The following is a 17653-nucleotide window of genomic DNA, read 5'->3' as shown; positions in this document are numbered from 1 at the left end:
TTTGGATGGTCTCTGTTTATACTGCTGCAATGTCTTAAATCAGGCCATATTTTTTAAAGCTATTATAAATGCCATCCTCTTCAGGTGAATTAGTAATGTCATCAGCTACTTGCTTAACCTCTTCTTTTGCGTTGCCCATGGCAATACCGTGTTGAACAAATTCGATCATTTCTAAATCGTTCAAACTGTCTCCATACGCAAAAGTATCTTCTTTACCTATTTTTAAATGCTGAAGGAGCTTTTCAATGCCAGATGCTTTGTGAATACCAGGAATGGATAATTCTCCACCATTGTTTCCAAAAAAAGATACCGTACTAGGGATGACAGTGAATCTCGTTTCGAGTTCTTTTTTTATCACCTCAAATGGCAAATCGGAGCCTAAAAAGGAAATTTTATTTATATCTTCTCTAATAAGCTCTTCACCCTCGATTAACATATCATAAAATGGCAGAAAACCCTTTTTCAATTTCTTCTTTTGCCTCAGGTTTTTCCATTACCAATTTTTCGATAAGGTCTCTCATACGCTTTTTACTGTTTCTACCGGCAAATATTCCTTCATTTGCTTCTAAATTAAAATCAATTCCATGCTGATTAAAAAAATCTAAGGCATGTTGAAGGTCCTCTTTTTTAACACGTTCATGGAACAGTATTTGATCTCTCATTTCAATATAGCCACCTGCTGAACCAATAACACCATCGAACCCTACTTCTAGAATTTCAGGAAATAGGATAGCTTTCGATCTACCGGTACATATAAAAACAAGATGACCATTTTCTCTAGCTTTTTGAACAGCAAATTTAGCGGATTCTGGAACCACACCATTTTGATTAACCAGGGTACCATCCACATCTATGAAAATAGCTTTTTTCACGATTACACCTTCTATCCTATTTTTCTTTTAAATCCCTACAAGCTATGTATGCAAAAAATCCTCAAAAATAAAAAAACCTAAACGACCCTTCAAATGTGCGAAGGGCGATTTAGGTTTTGCCTGCAAAAGTCAGTAACAATCCTATTAAATATAAATTTTGAATTATAATAATTATAAGACCTGCTTTCCTTTATTGTCAAAAGTTCCAGTAAAAAAACTCTTTAAACTAAACCAGCACTCATACTTTTCATTTTTATGGAAAATTTAATCAAGAAGATTTTGATGAAAGGATAAACGGAGGGAAAAAATGAGTAAGCAGCATCCATTAATCGTGAATACAGAGTGGTTAGCGGAGCGGTTAGAAGATCCAAATTTAAGGCTAGTCGACGCTACCACTTTTTTAAAAATTCCTGATAAAGAAGGTGAAGAAGTAGGCATGTGGTCAGGGAGAGACGCCTATAATCAAGGTCATATTCCTGGAGCGGTGTTTGCGGATTTGATGAATGAATTATCCGACCCTAAGGCCCCGCTCCCTATGACTGTCCCGCCACGTGAACAATTTGTTAAAAAAATGGAGGAATTAGGGATCGGCGATGGCACCTATGTAGTCATTTATGATCAAGGGGCTTTGGTAGGTAACCCGGTAGTTGCTAACCAATGGGCTTCCCGATTAGCTTGGCAGCTGCGATATGAAGGCTTTGATGATATTTCCGTCCTGGAGGGCGGGTACCATAAATGGAAAGATGAAGGACGGCCTATTACAACGGAGACTGAACACTATCCTCCTGCCAATTTTACCGGTAAACGCCGCCCAGAACTAATGGTAACGAAGGACGATGTCAAAAAAGCCATGGATAATGAAAATATCGTGCTAATCAATAGTTTATCACCCGAAGATTTCCGCGGCGAAACCAACACTTATCCACGAAAAGGCCATATTCCGAGCAGCGTGAATGTCCCCTTTGGAAGTCACGCCGACCCGAACACAAGGCAATTATACGACATTTCCATATTGCGGGAGACCTTTGAAAAAGTGGGTGCGTTGGACCCGAACAAAAAAGTGATTACCTATTGTGGAGGCGGGATTGCTGCTACCTGGAATGCGCTTCTGTTAAATTTTCTCGGTCAAAAAAATGTGGCCGTATATGACGGTTCGATGAATGAGTGGGCAAATGATCCTGACTGCCCGTTGATAACTGGCAGTTAATTAGGAAATTAAGGCTTTATGATGGAAGAGACTTTGCTATTTCCTACCACCAAGTACTTCGTTCAAAGTTTTTTCATATCCCTTGGGAATCAAATCCCTATGGCCGCTTTGGTCATAAAAATAACCCGGAAAAGTGAGGGGAGCCTACCTTTGTTTTTCGGGTTATTTGTTCTTTGATTATCTTGTATTGCTATTCTCCAGTTACTTTTACATCCCCAACAGTACCGATGTGAAGGATTTCCTCTTTCAAGGTTTCATTTAGCCGAACGACCTCTTCTGTTTGCTTCTTATGGATTTCCACATCTTCGAGGATCGTTGGTATTAATGTTACTTCAATTCTTTCTTCACTTAAAGGAATGCGAATGATTTCAGGTTCTTCATCGTTTTTTCCATTTAAGTTTCTTTTTTCAATCACTAGCTCTTCGTGGGTTACTGGTACTTTAATTTCTTTTACTTCGGTATATTTGTTCGTATACACGTTCACATCTGCTGTCTCTATCCGCTTTTTACTTATTTCTAGTTCTTCTTTATGTAACCGAAGTGTTACACCATCTTGTCGTTCTTTGGTTGAATTCAGTTTTTCAGGCAGCATAATCACTCCTTCCGATGAGACTTGGTAAAAAAACACCTTTTCATTGAGGGACAACGAAAAGGCGCTTTTCTTCTAGCTATTTATATCTTCAAAACCTGTATCATCGGAAACGATATTCACACTTCCTGTTGTATTAACATGTGCCTCTTCGTGTTTTAGTGTTTCCTGAACTTGTTGTGTTTCTTCCACCTGGCGTTTCGAAGCAGAAATTTCCTCTGTTTCGACCGTGTACTTATTTACTTGCACCTGTTCCTGGCTAACAGGAATATGAATCGTTTCCCCAGAGCTAACCGATTCATTACTCTTTTGGTTTAACGGAGTTCGCTTGATGACAACTTCCTCATGCATGACAGGAACGTCAACTGTTTTTTGTTCTTCCACAACTTCTTTAGAAAGAACTACTTCACCGGCATCCACATTGTTTTTTGTGACATCTAACTCTTCTTTATGAAGCTGGAGTGTTCCCCCGTCTTGACTGGTTTGGGATGTTGAGTTGGTTGTTTGCTCACTTGAGTTATTTTCATTATTGGTGTTTTCTTGTTTGTCATCGCCAAAGAAATTAAAAAGCTCCCATAAAAAATCCCCCTTTAATCTTAATAACAATCCTTTATATAATGGTCGGATTGAGCATGATTTATTCGATTATAGAGGATTCTTGCGATTACTTAGGTGAGTAAACCGGTACCTTTATAGTAAATTAATTGTAGGGACGTTGTTAATTTTTGCAAAGTGTTTTGGGAAAATTAGGCTCAAGCCCTTACCAGCTTAATGGGCGGCTACAACTGTTATCAAAAAGGAAAGTGGATAGGCCCCCCTACAGCGGAGATCATATAAAAAAGTCAAAAGTGTTGACCCGAAAATTTTAAAGAGCTATAATACAAACAGTTGTTTATTTTATAAACAAGAGTTTAATCATCGTAGGGGGAACTTAAATTGAATAAGCGTAAACTTGGTCTTGCACTATCACTTGTACTTGCAGCAGGTACACTATTAGGTGCCTGTGGAAAAAGTAGCGACAACAAAGAAAACAAAGCCGATGCAAACACGTTCTCAGTCGGAATGGTAACAGACATCGGTGGTGTGGATGACAAATCTTTTAACCAATCTTCCTGGGAAGGTCTCCAAAGCTTCGGTAAGGAAAATGGCTTAAAAGAGGGGAAAGGCGGTTATGATTATCTAGCATCCAAATCAGATGCCGATTATACTACAAACTTAAATACCCTTGTACGCCAAGGATTTGACTTAGTTTATGCAATTGGATTCTTAATGCCGGGAGCTCTTGAAGAAATTGCCACTCAACAAAAAGATGCGAAATTTGCCATCGTTGATGCAGAAGTAAAACAGCCAAACGTAGCAAGTATTCTTTTCAAAGAACAAGAAGCTGGTTTCCTTGCGGGAGTAGCTGCTGCCAAAGCAACCAAAACGAATCAGGTTGGTTTTATTGGCGGAATGGAAAGTTCTGTAATCGAACGTTTCGAAGTAGGTTTTGAGGCTGGGGTAAAAGCCGCTAATCCGGAAGTAAAAGTGGACGTTCAATATGCCGGCGCGTTTGACAGGGCTGAAGTTGGCCAAGCAATCGCTTCTAAAATGTATTCATCAGGGGCAGACGTGATTTTCCACGCAGCTGGTGCTACTGGAGCTGGTTTATTCAAGGAAGCCAATGACCGGAAAGCCAAAAATCCGGAGCAAGATTTTTGGGCAATTGGTGTTGACCGCGACCAAGCCGATATGGGTGAAAATGTGGTTCTAACTTCTGCTTTAAAACGAGTTGACGTAGCGGTTAAGGATTTAGCAACAAAAACGAAAGACGGCAAATTCCCTGGCGGTAAAGTGACATTATATGGATTGTCGGAAGATGCGGTAGGCCTTGCACCGATCAATGATAAAGTATCAAACAAGGCAGATATTGATGCAGCAGTACAAGAATGGGTTGAAAAAATTAAATCAGGTGCTATAGATGTTCCTGAAACCAAAGATGAGTTAAAAACGTTTAGTGTGAAATAAAATCCATAAAGCAAGGCCGATTTTCCAACTTAAGGAGAATCGGCTTTTTTTATGTGATGAATCTTACTGTTTTTCTTAGCTGGTTTGGGAGTTTTTATTAAGTTTTCTAGACCATCTAAAAAATAATAGTTATATAAATGTTTTTAAATAGATTTGGATCGTCTTAGATTTGGAGACAGTGGTGAAATAAGATGACAAAAAACTGGATAAGCAGAGTATGTCTAGCATTAGCGTTACTCATAGCGGTTTATAATTTTATAATTACAGATACTCCTGATGGCAAAGCAACAGGTATCATATTTTTACTGATTATCATCTCTAACATACAAATAGTTTTAAAAAGGTGAGTATCTGCTTTTTTGGATAATAACGACTGCTTGTAAATTTAAGTATAGGACCGCCCAAATCTATTGCGGTCTTTTTTCATTGCTTAAATGATTTCTATTATTTTATTTTTTCTGTAAGCTCGAATTTAAATCGAATAGGAGGAGCATATCCAATGTCGGATTCGACTTTCAAAGCTCGCTCACTGTCCCTATACTGATACATCCTTCTAGTTTTAATAGCCCATATTCCATAGTAAAATCGGAATTTCTGAATTAATATAAATAAACTACTTATTTAACATGCGAAAAGGAGAACACATCATACTATTCCATGTGTTCTCCCCTTCTATTTACATTCTTTTATCTCTAGAACGCCGATTATGGTCCCTTTCGATACCTTCCTTCCAGCTCCGGTCGATTTTTTGGCCGCTGCGAAGATGGCTCACTGCTTCACTGACGACTTGATAGTTTAATTGTGTTCCTGCTTCATCCGCATGGTAATCCACGGCAAAGTCCTCATCGATGCCAAATTTCGCAGCAGTCGAGATGGCGTCGATGTTAGCTCCAAGGAATAGGAACTCCCATCCATACTGCTCTCTTTGATGCTGGACCATCTTTCTGATTTTCTCCGCAGTAAACTCACGGCTGGCATTTTCCATTCCGTCTGTGGTAATCACGAAAAGGACCTTATCCGCCCGCAACTCTTCATTGGTATGCTTTTGGACATTGACGATTTTTTGAATGGTGAAACCAATGGCATCTAGCAAAGCAGTGGTCCCTCCTACCTGGTAATCCTTTTCGGTAATCGGCAAAATGCCTTTTACGTCAATTCGGTCATGCAATAGTTCATATCCATGATCAAATAATGCGGTTGTCACCACCGATTCCCCTTCGGCTGATTGTTGCTTCTTCAACATGGAATTAAATCCGCCAATCGTGTCCGCTTCTAATCCTGACATTGACCCGCTTTTGTCTAAGATAAACACTAATTCTGTTAAATCTCTTTTCATGGTTTATCATCCTCCGTTCTTTATAAACAAAGGATATCAAGAATCAGAAATAAAAGGTCGCTTTGAAAGCGACATTTTAAGCACCCAATAATGGTTGATCAAAAGTAAATAATACTTCATTAATTTCATGTATGTTATAGTTGGCTTGCTTGATAAAATACTCTATAATCACATCGAATTTGCTGCTGTGTGACAAGGCATAACCAGCTGCTGTCAGCAAGTCGATGGTCTCTTCTAAGTTCAATCGCAGGGCGATTGCTAGAGCAATGGCCGTTTTTTTCTTAGGCGAGTAATCATCTGCCGCGTTGCGAATTTTTGAAAATAAGCGCCGGTCAATATTGGCCCGCTTATAGGTCTCTACATCAGTCATACCCTTAGCATCAATCATTTGCAGCAATTTCTCGGAAAAAGAAACATCCATTTGATCAAATATGAAGTCTAAAGAACTTTGCACTTCTTTTGGCTCAGGCATGTCAATTTCGTGCATCGGTTCCATCATCTTTGGTAAGGAACGATTAAATTGAAACACACTCTCTAGCTCTTCCACATAATGTTCATCTATGTATTGATGAACCGATGCAAATATCTTCTGGCTGACTCCGAAGGATTTTTTATCAAAAACGACAAGATAAACGTGCATGTCTTCCTTTAATAAAAAGGCACTAATGGTGGAAACCGCAATTTGTAAGGCTTCCTCCTTCGGATAACCGTAGATACCTGTTGATATCATTGGAAATGCGATTGACTCACATTGATGATTTTTTGCCAGTTCCAAAGAGTTAGCATAGGAGGCCTGTAACAAATCAGCTTCATGTTGGGTTCCTCCCTGCCAAATCGGTCCTGGAGTATGAACGACATATTTGGCATCCAAGTTAAACCCGTCTGTGATGACGGCTTCACCTACGTTACAACCACCAATTTTGTCACATGCCTCTTGCAGTTCTCTTACCCCTGCCGCATAAAAAATCGCTCCACACACTCCTCCACCCATTTTCAACCCGGTGTTGGCTGCATTGACAATGGTATCCACCTTCATTTTTGTTATATCCTGGCGAACAATTTCTAATGGCATGTCCTTATTCCTTCCCGTAATAAACTTTTTAATTTTTCAACTTAAACTATTAAGTGTAACTGATAATAAATAGAAGAAAACTGTACCTTTAATGTACCTTTATTTTACTAAATTATTGAAACCGATGGCAGAGGCAAAATTTGCAACTTACATTATGCTATTGTATTTAAGTATGATTCTAAGATTTTTATCTTGAATAAAACGTAAACTTTATTTATTCCGTACACTGAGTTTACATGGCGTTAACAATCAGTTGATATGATGGGTGTACCAACGAATGAGGAGGCAGAATACATGAGGGTGCAAGCAATATTTATTGACATGGATGGTACACTATTAAAAACCTCAAACCAGATTTCCAGCCGAAATAAGGTTGCTATTAATAGGCTTATTGATCATGGAGTCGAGGTTTTTCTAGCAACTGGCCGACATTATGAAGTAACTACTCCCTACCATAAAGAACTTGGATTACGAACTCCGATGATCTGTTTGAACGGCGCCGTTATTCATGATGCCGAGACAGGCAAAGTAATTCAAAAGACAACAGTCCGCCTCAACGAAGAACGCTTCCACGATTTTACTGCTAAAAACCCTTGTAATGTCATTATTCATACAGCAGATGGAGTTTATTGTCAGGAAACAAATGAAGAAATCGACTATTGGACCAAGGTTGGGAACATTCCTCCGCGGTATATTGGAGATTTAAGACAGGCAGATTATCAAGGGGTTCTTAAATATAGTGTTCGAACAGGTGCACCCTGCCCCGAATTTTCCGCAATGTTTAAACAGGAAGCGGATGTCATCAATTGGAAGGATGGGTTTGAGTTGGTTGCGCCAAATGTATCCAAATGGTCTGCAATTAAAAGCCTGCTTCGCACCTATCGAATCCATCCAAATGAAGTTGTAACGATTGGAGACGGACCCAATGATATCGAGATGCTTCGCCATGCCGGTACGGGTGTGGCAATGGGAAATGCTAGCTTAGTGGTTAAAAATGCCGCTGATTTTGTTACCGGACACCACGAAAATGACGGATTAGCTGAGTTTATTGAACGGTATCTACTAAAAACTTATAAATCAATTGTAATATAATATTTTTAAAATACCTCTGAATAAAAAATGACAGGTGTAAGGTCACCTGTCATTTTAGTATTTCATCTACTCTTCTTTCTCATTTAATGCCACGGCTTCTTGAATCAGTGAGGCAAAAGTTTTTGGTTGGATATCCTCCAGCTTTTTGATTTTAATATGTCTCATCAGTTTTGCGGACCCTTGCAATAATTTGTTTGGGTCTTGATCAAGAATTTCTGTCCCTCTAAAGAAGCCAAGATTCACATGATTTTTTGCCGCTTGGATATAACACACCAGTCCATTATAGGAATAATTAGGCATATTCCATTTCAGTTCTTCGATAAGTTTGGGGGAAGAATCGAGAATGATGGTTCTTAAGGAATCCACAATGTTATGCGTTTGTTCTGGAAAATTCGCAATCAATTGATCTACCTTTTCGTTTGTTCTTAGTTTATTTGTCACAAACGTGCCTCCTTCATTTGTAGTTCAATGTAGCCATGAGAACCGTCCCCGTGGTACCCGTGGTATTCGTTTGAAATGATCTCTTTTATTTCCTTGTTACCAACCACTCCCACATGAAATGTGTTTGAATCCATCCAATATAGCTGTCTAAACGATACTGCGTTTTTTAGTTCCATTTCTAAAAATACACGTTCCCCTTCTAAACGCCCCTTTTTATATAATGCTTCGGGGTCTTCTAGCTTTAATTGATACCATTCATCAATGAATTTTTGTGTGGATTGTGCAGAAAAGGTATGGATTCGGCTGCCGTCTTCTGTGCTTTCGATATGAATGTTTTTTAATAGTCCTTTTAATGGGTAGAGTTCTCCGGCTGTTTTGGCGGTTTTATTTTGTTTTGCTACATATGCTTTGCCATCAGCCAAGATCATAAATGACGATGGGTACCCTTTTAGCTCATATATAGGAGTCCCTTTTTCTAAATAAGCTGCATCCCCATTTTTCATTTTGTGGTCACTGCAAGCATGGTCTGCCATCTTATAGGTAACTTTCGCGATTTCTTTTCCTTTTTCAAGTAAAAGTGTAGCTTCCTCGTTTGGTTGGTCCGGGAAGTCATGTTGGTACTTGATATCGTTAACCATGACGACATCTACCCATTCTATTTCAGCATCAGGGCAACCACCTATATTATCAATGCCAATATTACTACATGAGCTTAACAAAACAATAATGGAAAACATCACTAGATTCTTTATAAAATTCATGTTTTCCCCCTAACAAGCCTCATTCATTTTACCAAATTATAACATAAACCATTATAACGTTCTTGGAAAAAAATGAAGGGAATAAATCTAGGTAAGTCATAAAAGGAATCTAGTATAAATCCCTGTTCCATGGTAAAAATACAAAAAAATGAAAAAGGAGAAAAGATTATGAAAAGAACCATTGCGGATTCACTCGTTGAAGCATTGTTAAATGCAGGTGTAAAGAGAATTTACGGGATTGTAGGAGACTCACTGAACGCTGTACTCGATTCAATCCGTCGTTCAAAGGAAATCGAATGGATTCATGTTCGGCATGAAGAGGTGGCAGCCTTCGCGGCTGGTGCCGATGCGGATATGAGTGGAAGCATTGCTGTGTGCGCCGGAAGCAGCGGCCCTGGTAATATGCACCTCATCAATGGCTTGTACGACTGTCACCGCAACCGGGTTCCTGTGCTGGCGATAGCAGCCCACATTCCAAGCTTTGAAATTGGAACTAACTTTTTTCAGGAAACACGCCCTGAACATCTCTTTAAAGACTGCAGTTATTACTGCGAGGTTGTAACCACCTCTCACCAAATGCCCCGCTCTGTTGTCGTCGCCATGCAGAATGCCGTTTCACGTAAAGGTGTGTCCGTCCTTGTTCTACCCGGTGACGTCGCTGGCTTAGAAGCAGACGATACTCCTGTGCCTGAACATGTCCTGCACGTAACCAAGCCGGTCATCCGTCCTTCGGAAATGGAGATCCAGAAGCTGGCAGACTACTTGAATAAAGGCAAGCGCATCACGCTGCTGTGCGGAGCAGGCTGCGCCGGAGCTCATGCGGAACTTATGCAGCTTTGCGAAAGACTGCAATCACCGATGGTCATTGCATTAAGAGGAAAAGAACACCTCGAGTTTGATAATCCATATTCTGTCGGACTGACAGGCCTTATCGGTTATGCCTCAGGCTTTCATGCTGTAAAGGAATGCGATGTGCTGCTGATGCTTGGTACCGACTTTCCATACAGGCAATTCTATCCAAAAGACGCTACCGTTTTGCAGGTCGATATTGAACCTGGACATCTCGGCCGCAGAACCAATCTCACCTATGGGCTGTGTGGGGACGTAAAGGCAACCATTGTGGAACTATTACCTTATTTGACGGAATCACGTGATGATAGCCACCTGAAAAAATTAACAGAACACTATCGTAAAGTCCGCGAAGATTTGGACGAACTGGCCATCGGAAAACCAGGGCGTACACCGATCCACCCTCAATATCTGACGAAAGTCATCAGTGATTTAGCCACCGAAGATGCCGTCTTTACATGCGATGTCGGAACGCCAACACTTTGGGCTGCCCGTTATTTGCAAATGAACGGGAAAAGACGATTATTAGGTTCGTTTAATCATGGAACGATGGCAAACGCATTGCCACAGGCGATCGGAGCACAGCTTGCCCAGCCAGGCCGTCAGGTCATCTCCCTTTCCGGAGATGGAGGTCTTGCCATGCTGATGGGAGACATTCTCACCTTAAGGCAGCACAAATTGCCGGTGAAAGTGGTCGTCTTCAACAACGGGGCGCTCAGTTTCGTTGAGCTGGAAATGAAAGCAGCCGGCTTCCTGGAAACAGGCACCGACCTTGAAAACCCTAACTTTGCAGCTGTGGCGCAAGCAATAGGCATTGAAGGAATTCGAATCGAGGATCCTGCGGAACTGGAGGAGGCGATTGGGCGTGCCCTCCAAATAGACGGACCTGTGTTGGTTGATGTAGTGGTGAATCGCCAAGAGTTGGCTATGCCGCCAAAAATCACATTTGAACAAGCGCATGGCTTTAGCCTTTGGATGATGAAAGCGGTTCTGAATGGGCACGGCAACGAGCTTATTGATCTGGCCAAAACGAACCTCTTCCGCTAACAAGCCAATAATCGACATTAAAGAAGGAAGGAAAAACCTTGATGAAAAACAAAGCTCCCAATCGATTATTAATTGTCCTGGGTACGATTATCGTGCAGATGGGACTTGGTACAATTTATACATGGAGCTTATTTAATCAGCCGCTGGTGAATAAATTCGGCTGGGATCTAAATTCCGTTGCGATCACCTTCTCGATCACCAGTTTTGCCCTGGCGTTTTCCACCTTGTTCGCAGGTAAACTACAAGAGAAATGGGGCATTCGCAAACTCACTACTCTGGCAGGGATTGTTCTGGGAATGGGGCTTATCCTCAATTCATTTAGTGCCTCCCTGCTCATGCTCTACCTGCTTGCCGGTGTTGTCGTCGGCTTTGCAGACGGGATTGCCTATATTACTTCATTGTCTAATCTGATTAAATGGTTTCCAGAACGGAAAGGGTTAATATCAGGAATTTCTGTATCTGCTTATGGCGTAGGAAGCCTAATTTTCAAGTATGTAAACAGTGGGCTCATCGCTTCTGCCGGTGTATCGCAGGCCTTCTTGTACTGGGGGCTCATTGCCTTCATCATGATTGTTCTCGGTGCGCTGCTGCTTCGGGATGCCGGCACAAAGGAGAACGTTCCTGATACAGTTCAATCGAATAAAAATGACTATTCTGTTGACCAAATGCTGCACACGAAAGAGTCGTATTTACTATTCATTATGTTTTTTTCTGCCTGTATGAGCGGTTTGTATTTAATAAGCATTGTGAAAGATATTGGCATCCAGATGGTAGGGCTAAACGCTACGACTGCGGCCAATGCGGTAGCGGCGATTGCCATCTTCAATACAATCGGACGCATTATTCTGGGGACTCTCTCCGATAAAATAGGCCGGCTGAAAATTGTGGCAGCTGCATTTTTGATTACTGCCGCAGCTGTTTTGACGCTTAGTTTTATCCATTTGAATTACATTATTTTCTTCGTTTGTGTCGCAAGTATTGCTTTTTGTTTTGGCGGCAATATTACTGTATTTCCAGCGATTGTGGGCGATTTCTACGGAGTAAAGAATCATAGTAAAAACTATGGGATTATTTATCAGGGCTTTGGTCTTGGTGCGTTGGCTGGTGCGTTTATCGCGGATTTTATGGGAGGCTTTAAACCGACGTTTATCGTAATTGGCGTTCTATGTACTTTATCGTTTATTTTGGCCCTCTTTATTAAATCTCCTTCTCGGAGAAAAGAGGAAGAACGAGAACGGAAGCTGCAGGTACGTGGAGGTCTAGTATAACGCTTTGACCTATACAATGACCGAAACTAGGGACGCAATATGACAACTATTAAAAAAGGAAACCCCACACCTAGTACGAGTTTCCTTTTTTACATACTTATCTATCTTCCACAACACTTTTTAAATTTTTTGCCGCTGCCACATGGACATGGATCATTACGCCCAACTTTCTTTTTGGTTGTGATATCGATAATATTGTCTTTTCGACCCGGCGATGGCTGCAAACTTTTTCTCTCTAGTGCTGATAACTCTTTAGGGGCATACCCTTTGAGGAACCATTGTTTGGTGTTATTCATAAGATCGATGACTTTGTCCATACAACCCTTCACCGTTTCGATACTTTCAAATTCAAGTCTAGATTGCAAGAATTCAAAAATCTTGCCAGGTTCCTCACCAATGTTTGTTGCATAAACACATTCTTCCACAATACCATCAGCTTCCTCTCTGCTGATATCGTAATTAGCTGTTAAAAAGTTGACAAAATGAATATAGCTTTCATTCCGTTCCACAAAATGGGGTTCTCCCGCACGTAATAATTGTTCTTTAGAGAACGGGAAAAACTGCACGTCTTTTCTCATTTTGTGCTCGCGTTTTACTCTTTCCGGGTCAAACACTCTGATGTAAGACAATCCAGACTTATCCCAATTCATTTGCTTATAGTAAGTTATGGCATAGTTCATGAGGGATAAATACTCTACACGATCAACAGGTTCTTTCATGTATTTTTTGAGCAAATCCAATAATTCTTCTATGCTTAAAGTCCCGTAATAGTAAAGGAATCCGTGGGTCAGCTTTATCCATTCCGTATTTCGATGTATGTAGGATGTGAGCTGCTTGTTGTTCTCTTGAAAAATGGGATTTTGAAGGACTTCCTCAGGCATGACCAAAACCCTTTTACCCTCATGAGTACCGGGAAAGAGGATTCCCATGTTGCGAAAGTATACAAATTGATGACCATCTAAAGTGGGGGCTGGAATTTGCCCTTTATTTTGGATAGCCTTACTGATGATACTGTAACGCTCTTGGTCCATATGTAAGCACATATTTTTAAGAGAAAGTGGAATTTGCCTACTCAATAATTCTATTAATTCCCCTTTTTTTAACTGGCTGGCTCCTTTTATTTCTAATTGTTTTCTAATCTCACTCAATTCATCTTTTGATAGTCTTGTCAGTGCAGCTTTGATCGTTAAAGGTATGGGAATGTCGCTCCATGTTTTTAAATCTCGTTTTTGCTGTGTTTTCCGAGTCGACTCTCTTAACTCTTCTACTGTACCTAACAATTTTTCAAAAGTTTCCTTTTCAATGTTTTTACTATTATTCATATATAATCACCTCGGAAAAGATTGGTTTCGTTTTATTATATCAAAATAATATATATCCTGATTGGGTAAAGCTCTTATTTATCTTTTGTTTACATAATATACTTATGATTTACTTCATTCCATGCGTTCATTTTGTACTTAGTTAAAATGAAAAAAGACCGAACATGTGGTGACATGTCCGGTCCATTATTAGACTGATCCCTCTATGTGGATGCTTTAAAAGCTTCGCTAGTGAACAAGATTTTTTTATTTTAGTTTTTTCATTCTGTTGGTGAGTCTTCTTTTTCGTAGGCAATTACGACAACTTCTTTTTGTGCTTGCTCGCTCAATTTTTCTTCTAATGATTTTATTTCATTAATCAAATTAGAGGACAAATCGGCTGCAACGTATTCCTTTTCTTCGTTCATTTTCATCGCTCCTTTTTTGTTATTATTTCACATAGGAGCGAAGCTATAATCTAATTTTCTTTATAGATGACAATGGCACAAGTAACTGTAATCATTCTTGTCTATTGTCCCTTAGATTCAGTATAGGGCGAAAGTTGTTGCGCTATTGCATCAATTGATGTCACATGTACAGCCGGCCGCCGCCCGTGGTTCCATTTTCCATTGAGCGCGCGTTCGATTTGGGCTCCCAGCTGTAGCAGTAATCCATCCTCTCCTTGCTTGGTGAGAGCGTGAATTCCCATCGGTAACCCGTTCTCAAGCTCAGCCATCGGTAATGAAATACCCGGCAGGCCACAGAGGTTGGCAATTGGTGTATAAGAAAATATGCCCCAAAGATTTTCGAACCAGTCATAGACGGACGGATTATCACTAATGGTCAGATACTCCCTCGTCCCGACCAAAGGTGTGGGCAGCGCCATTGTTGGAGTAAGGATAATGTCCCAGTCCTCAAAACAGGCAGCCAGTCTACGAGAAGTGTCGTTAAACACCCCTTGCATCTTGGCTCGTTGCGTATAGGTAGCGTGACGCCCTTCTTCCCAGACTCGAATACACATCGGTTCAATTAGGTCGGCAGGCGGACGCTCTAATCCTTTTAACTCCAATAGACCATAAATAGTTTGGGTGAAATTCATGATATAACACTCAGTTTGGGCCCTGTAGGCGGCACGGAAATCAATATCCGGAATCACCCACTCAACATGATGCCCCAGTTCCTCTAGGAAACGAGCAGCCTTTTCCAATTCAGCGACAATATGCGGTGTAGCCTGGTAATCACCCCACTCATGGGAAACGGCAATTCGCAGTTTTTGTGGATCCCTCTGAATGAGCTTCGAATAAGGCTCAGATGGAATCCAATATGGCATGAACTCTCCAGGTGCTCCACCCCGGCAATTGTCCACAAAAGCAGCGGTATCACGGACGGTGCGTGTGTGGCAGCCCTGGGCAGAGACCACTCCCATCAAGTCCGAACTATAGGGAGCTACCGATAACACCCCACGGGAAGGCTTCAAACCAATGTTGCCGTTCACACCCGCAGGAATTCGAATCGAGCCTCCGCCATCAGTTGCATGACCAATGGGAACAATCCCAGCGGCAACTGAGGCCGCCGTACCAGCAGAAGAGCCACAGGTGGTATAGTCCAGATTCCATGGATTTCGCGTCACATAGACGTCCGGGTTCTCGGCTGAACTACAGAGCCCAAACTCTGGTGTGGTGGTCCGACCAATGATGTTGAGACCTGCTTGGCGGATGCGTTTAGTTAAGTAGCTATCGTCTGAGGAACGATTTCCCCGCATTAACAGGGAACCCATTTCTTGCAGGCGGCCTTTGATAGTGGGGCCCAGGTCCTTCATTAAAAATGGGATGCCAGCAAAAACCCCGGTGGGATTGGTTCCGTCTTTCATCGGGTTATTAACAGCATCCTCGAACACCTCGATGACGGCACTAATCTCCGGATTTAAGGCGTCGATGGCGAGAGCAACCTGTTGAGCCACTTCTGTAGGAGTAATCTGATCCTCCCGCACTAAATTGGCGAGACCAACAGCATCCAGGTTAGACCACTCATCCCAGCTCATGACTTTTTTCAAAAAGTTTCACTCCTTCACATTTAATGCGGAACACAAAAGTTCTTTTTCTAATTGAAATATATTGTTGTTTTCCTTATTTGGAATACTCATAGGTATAAGCGACCGGATCGGAGTCCTGTTGCGGAAAAGCTATTAGCTACCGTTCTCACGAGTTTCTCCAGAGTTCGGTCGCTAATAAAAGGCAATCTGCTAACAGTTCTTTCGAATGGGTCTATGAATGTTTCACTGCTTCGGATTATGCTGATGAAAAAGATCCTTATACGCTTTAATCCCTTCCACACTTTCAGCTGATTTAACCGCATCGATAATCGCTCGTTCCATGACCTTCGCAGCAAGGGCGCCAATGACGTCAACAGGGGCCTTTATCCCTCCGGTGGCCACAGCAAAAATCGTATCCCCGTCAAACATGGTATGGGCTGGAAAAATCGTTCTGGCATACCCGTCCTGTGCCATCTGTGCCACCTTCGTCGCCTCCGCTTTGGTTAAATCTGCATTCACGGCAATCACTCCAATCGTCGTATTAGAACCTGCAGACATAGGAGGATGATAGTTCCGTTCGAGAAGCTCGAGGCTATCAAGGATTTCCCCATCCTTATAGGGTCCTGCTAAAATTCTATCCGTGGAAGCTTCACGAACATCCCCGGCTGGATTGACAGCCACAATCGCTCCAATCACAAGACCATTTTCCAAAGTAATCGAGGCACTGCCGAGGCCGCCCTTCATACAAAATTCTGGACCAGCCATTTTGCCAACAGTAGCTCCACAACCTGCACCTACATTTCCAGTACCGAACTTTTCAGTTGTTGCTGCTTTTGCTGCTTCATAACCCATCTTTTTATCCGGTCGGACCTTTGGGTTGCCGCATACCAAATCGAATAAGACAGCTGCCGGGACAATTGGCACCTTGGCTACCCCCACATCCAAACCGATCCCTTTTTCCTCCAAAAATTGCATCACGCCTGACGCAGCATCCAAACCAAACGCACTTCCGCCGCTTAAACAGATGGCATGCACTTTCTCCACTAAATTAACGGGATTCAGAAGATCAGTTTCCCGTGTTCCGGGGGCGGACCCTCTCACGTCCACTCCGGCAACCGCCCCTTCTTCAAAAAGAAGGACTGTACAACCGGTTAATGCCTGTTCATTTTCTTTATTGCCCACTTTTACTCCAGGTACATCTGTGATTTGATGGTGCATATCCTACATATCCTTAGAGATTTTCGATTTTTGGTTTTTCCCGATTTGTTTCCAAGCCAATACAACAGCTAGAGTAATGATGGTCCCTACAATTGCTTCAGGGATACCATTGGTAATGCCAACGGTCCAAGCAACCCCTACAGTAAAGTAGTTTCTAATGACAGCCATAACTAAAACAAGAACTGTATTCGTCAAAGTCCCGATAAACGCTGAAACCGCTATGGCAACATACTCGTTCCTGCGACGGAGTCCAACATAGACCAGCCATGCAACAACCCCAATAAATAAACGAGGTAAAATGGCTACCATTGGATCCTTAAATAGAGGAACGGTTGCATTCAAAAAGGAGGATATCCCAAATATGGCACCCACTATGAGCCCGACAACCGGTCCCTGCATAATTCCCCCGATAATCGCGGGAATGTGCATGATGGTGGCATTCCCTGCTGCTGTTGGAACAGGGATATAGCCCAGCCGGGTTACCCCTAAAAGAATCGCTACCGCACCAAGTACACCTGCAATAACTATATCGCGAACCGTTAATGTTTTTTTCATTTCTTT

18 protein-coding genes are annotated in these 17653 nt (G+C 41.7%); 5 read left to right on the top strand and 13 right to left on the bottom strand.

What is annotated here, in order from left to right; genetic code table 11:
* Positions 1–34: 34 nt before the first annotated feature.
* Together BN2425_RS23280 and BN2425_RS23275 are read right to left on the bottom strand one after the other, a co-directional pair.
* Positions 35–466: an HAD family hydrolase gene (locus BN2425_RS23280; RefSeq protein WP_264757795.1), complete on the bottom strand. Its 432-nt coding sequence runs from the start codon at positions 464–466 to the stop codon at positions 35–37.
* Positions 438–872, bottom strand: a complete 435-nt coding sequence (locus BN2425_RS23275; protein WP_264757794.1) for an HAD family hydrolase — start codon at positions 870–872, stop codon at positions 438–440. The genes BN2425_RS23280 and BN2425_RS23275 overlap by 29 nt, the downstream gene beginning before the upstream one ends.
* 307 nt (positions 873–1179) lie before the next feature.
* On the opposite strand from BN2425_RS23275, the gene BN2425_RS01010 reads away from it, so the two are divergent.
* Entirely contained in the window at positions 1180–2079 is a 900-nt protein-coding gene (locus tag BN2425_RS01010) for a sulfurtransferase (protein WP_042454122.1), read from the top strand.
* A gap of 190 nt (positions 2080–2269) precedes the next feature.
* On the opposite strand, the gene BN2425_RS01005 is transcribed toward BN2425_RS01010, so the two are convergent.
* Both BN2425_RS01005 and BN2425_RS01000 read right to left on the bottom strand, forming a co-directional pair.
* Positions 2270–2671 carry a YsnF/AvaK domain-containing protein gene (locus tag BN2425_RS01005; RefSeq protein WP_042454119.1) on the bottom strand — a complete coding sequence of 134 codons (402 nt, stop codon included), beginning with the start codon at positions 2669–2671 and terminating at the stop codon, positions 2270–2272.
* Between the two features lie 72 nt (positions 2672–2743).
* Positions 2744–3274 (bottom strand): YsnF/AvaK domain-containing protein, encoded by a 531-nt coding sequence (locus BN2425_RS01000; RefSeq protein ID WP_042454116.1) that lies wholly within the window; start codon positions 3272–3274, stop codon positions 2744–2746.
* A gap of 330 nt (positions 3275–3604) precedes the next feature.
* Here BN2425_RS01000 and BN2425_RS00995 point away from each other — a divergent pair, with 330 nt between their 5' ends.
* On the top strand, positions 3605–4675 hold the full coding sequence (locus tag BN2425_RS00995) for a BMP family lipoprotein (RefSeq protein ID WP_042454114.1): 1071 nt from the start codon (positions 3605–3607) through the stop codon (positions 4673–4675).
* A 676-nt stretch (positions 4676–5351) separates the two neighbouring features.
* Here BN2425_RS00995 and BN2425_RS00990 read toward each other — a convergent pair.
* Positions 5352–6011 carry a vWA domain-containing protein gene (locus BN2425_RS00990; protein ID WP_042454112.1) on the bottom strand — a complete coding sequence of 220 codons (660 nt, stop codon included), beginning with the start codon at positions 6009–6011 and terminating at the stop codon, positions 5352–5354.
* A gap of 76 nt (positions 6012–6087) precedes the next feature.
* Positions 6088–7083 (bottom strand): macro domain-containing protein, encoded by a 996-nt coding sequence (locus tag BN2425_RS00985; protein ID WP_042454110.1) that lies wholly within the window; start codon positions 7081–7083, stop codon positions 6088–6090.
* Between the two features lie 294 nt (positions 7084–7377).
* On the opposite strand from BN2425_RS00985, the gene BN2425_RS00980 reads away from it, so the two are divergent.
* Entirely contained in the window at positions 7378–8175 is a 798-nt protein-coding gene (locus BN2425_RS00980) for a Cof-type HAD-IIB family hydrolase (protein ID WP_042454108.1), read from the top strand.
* Between the two features lie 66 nt (positions 8176–8241).
* Here the strand turns inward: BN2425_RS00980 and BN2425_RS00975 are convergent, their stop codons facing one another.
* Together BN2425_RS00975 and BN2425_RS00970 are read right to left on the bottom strand one after the other, a co-directional pair.
* Complete coding sequence (locus tag BN2425_RS00975) at positions 8242–8616, bottom strand: DUF1801 domain-containing protein (RefSeq protein ID WP_042454106.1); 375 nt, start codon at positions 8614–8616, stop codon at positions 8242–8244.
* Entirely contained in the window at positions 8613–9377 is a 765-nt protein-coding gene (locus BN2425_RS00970) for a hypothetical protein (RefSeq protein WP_074432992.1), read from the bottom strand. Before BN2425_RS00970 ends, BN2425_RS00975 begins: the two co-directional genes overlap by 4 nt.
* A 168-nt stretch (positions 9378–9545) precedes the next feature.
* Here BN2425_RS00970 and poxB point away from each other — a divergent pair, with 168 nt between their 5' ends.
* Together poxB and BN2425_RS00960 are read left to right on the top strand one after the other, a co-directional pair.
* Entirely contained in the window at positions 9546–11273 is a 1728-nt protein-coding gene (gene poxB / locus BN2425_RS00965) for a ubiquinone-dependent pyruvate dehydrogenase (protein ID WP_042454104.1), read from the top strand.
* Between the two features lie 41 nt (positions 11274–11314).
* Positions 11315–12541, top strand: a complete 1227-nt coding sequence (locus BN2425_RS00960; RefSeq protein WP_042454102.1) for an L-lactate MFS transporter — start codon at positions 11315–11317, stop codon at positions 12539–12541.
* A 101-nt stretch (positions 12542–12642) separates the two neighbouring features.
* Here the strand turns inward: BN2425_RS00960 and BN2425_RS00955 are convergent, their stop codons facing one another.
* The 5 genes from BN2425_RS00955 to BN2425_RS00940 form a co-directional block, all read right to left on the bottom strand.
* Positions 12643–13863 carry an SEC-C metal-binding domain-containing protein gene (locus tag BN2425_RS00955; RefSeq protein WP_042454100.1) on the bottom strand — a complete coding sequence of 407 codons (1221 nt, stop codon included), beginning with the start codon at positions 13861–13863 and terminating at the stop codon, positions 12643–12645.
* Between the two features lie 260 nt (positions 13864–14123).
* The gene (locus BN2425_RS22665) at positions 14124–14270 is read right to left on the bottom strand and encodes a hypothetical protein (protein WP_195891879.1); all 147 of its coding nucleotides are present in this window, start codon (positions 14268–14270) and stop codon (positions 14124–14126) included.
* 101 nt (positions 14271–14371) lie between these two features.
* Complete coding sequence (locus tag BN2425_RS00950; RefSeq protein WP_154663436.1) at positions 14372–15895, bottom strand: amidase; 1524 nt, start codon at positions 15893–15895, stop codon at positions 14372–14374.
* Positions 15896–16117: 222 nt separating this feature from the next.
* Positions 16118–17092, bottom strand: coding sequence for a P1 family peptidase (locus tag BN2425_RS00945; protein ID WP_042454097.1), 975 nt, complete (start codon positions 17090–17092; stop codon positions 16118–16120).
* A gap of 3 nt (positions 17093–17095) precedes the next feature.
* Positions 17096–17647 (bottom strand): ECF transporter S component, encoded by a 552-nt coding sequence (locus tag BN2425_RS00940; protein WP_042454095.1) that lies wholly within the window; start codon positions 17645–17647, stop codon positions 17096–17098.
* Between the last annotated feature and the right edge of the window lie 6 nt (positions 17648–17653).

The sequence above is a fragment of the Neobacillus dielmonensis genome, assembly GCF_000612665.1.
In the GTDB taxonomy this organism is placed as follows: Bacteria; Bacillota; Bacilli; order Bacillales; family Cytobacillaceae; genus Neobacillus; species Neobacillus dielmonensis.
Note: the sequence above shows the minus strand (reverse complement) of the source record. Positions and strands in the feature narration are given on the sequence as shown.